Raw genomic sequence first — 1,737 nt, 5'->3', positions numbered from 1 at the left:
GCAAGCTCGCCGAGACCGACCCGCTGGGCCGGACGGTGCGCTACGGCTACGACGCCGACGGCAACCTGACCGAGGTCATCCGCCCGGACGGCGCCCGCGTCACCGCGGAGTGGAATGATCTGCGGCTACCAATCACGCTCGTCGAGGCGGACGGCGCCCGCTGGGAGCGGTCCTACGATGACCGCGGGAATCTGACCGCGGTGGCCGACCCGGCCGGGGCGCGGACGGCGTTCACCTATGATGATCGTGGTCGGCTCACGGCTGTCATCGACGCGCTCGGTCATAGCCGGCGGGTGGCCACCGACGCCGCGGGCCTGCCCGTCGCGGTGGTGGATCCGCTCGGGGCGGTCACCGCCTATGATCGGGACGGGTTCGGCCGGGTGGTCGCGGTGACCGACCCGCTCGGTGGGGTCACCCGGTTCGGCTGGACGGTGGAGGGGAAACCGGCGTGGCGGACCCTCCCGGACGGTGCGACCGAGCGGTGGGCCTATGACGCCGAGGGCAATGTGGTCGAGTATGTCGACGCGGCCGGGCTGGTGACCCGCACCGAGGTCACCCACTTCGACCTGCCGGCCGCGCGGACCGGCCCGGATGGGGCGCGGCTGGCGTTTACCTATGACACCGAACTCCGGCTGGCGGCCGTCACCAACCCGGCCGGGCTGGTCTGGCGCTACGACTACGATCCGGCCGGCAACCTCGTCCAGGAGACCGACTTCAACGGCCGGGTGCTGGCCTATGTTCATGATGCCGCCGGTCAACTCGTCGCCCGGACCAACGGTGCCGGGCAGACGGTGCGGTTCACCCGCGACCTGCTCGGCAACGTCATCGAGAAACACGGCGCGGGCGGTGTGACGACGTTCGTCTACGATGCGGTGGGTCGGGTGACGCGGGCGACGAACATGGATGCCGACTGCACCGTCGAACGGGATGCTCGTGGCCGGGTGTTGGCCGAGACCTGTAACGGCCGGACGGTCTCCTCGACCTACGATGCGCTCGGTCGGCGGATGCGGCGGGTGACCCCGTCCGGGGCGGCCAGCGGCTGGGAGTACGGCGCGAACGACCTACCACTGTCGCTGCACACCGCCGGCCGAACCCTACGGTTCACCCACGACCAGGCAGGCCGGGAGGTGGCGCGCAGTCTGGACAGCGGGGTGGTGCTGGCGCAGGCGTGGGACGCCACCCACCAGCTGCTGTCACAAACCGTGACCGCAGGTGGGCCGGGGACCGCGCGGGGTGCGCGGCTGGTGCAGCGCCGGGACTACTCCTACAGTCCGGATGGCTATGTCACCGAGATCGATGACCTGCTCGCCGGGCTGCGCCGGTTCGACCTCGACCCGGCCCGGCGGGTCACCGCTGTCCACGGAGCTGACTGGTCCGAGCGCTACGCCTATGACGCCGCGGGCAACATCACCGACGCGGCCTGGCCGGTGCCCGCGCAGCGCGACGGGAACGACGGGTCGGACGCTGCCGCGCAGGGTGGCCGGGAGTATGCCGGCACGTTGATCCGCCGGGCCGGTAGCGTCCGCTACGAGCACGACCGGCAGGGCCGGGTGACGCTGCGTCAGCAGAAACGACTGTCGGCGAAGCCGCGTACCTGGCGCTACAGCTGGGACGCCGAGGACCGGCTGACCGGTGTGACGACCCCGGATGGCCAGCGCTGGCGCTACGCCTATGATCCGTTCGGCCGGCGGATCACCAAGCAGCTCCTCAGCGACGACAATGCAACCGTGGTCGAAC

General features: G+C 71.2%; 1 pseudogene. It reads left to right on the top strand.

Annotation, left to right across the window (positions count from 1 at the left end):
* Positions 1-1,737 (top strand): annotated as a pseudogene (locus MJ777_RS21895) (type IV secretion protein Rhs); the annotation flags it as partial.

It is taken from the genome of Protofrankia sp. Cj5 (assembly GCF_917627405.1).
Classification (GTDB): domain Bacteria; phylum Actinomycetota; class Actinomycetes; order Frankiales; family Frankiaceae; genus Protofrankia.
This window is presented reverse-complemented; position numbering and strand designations above follow the sequence as displayed.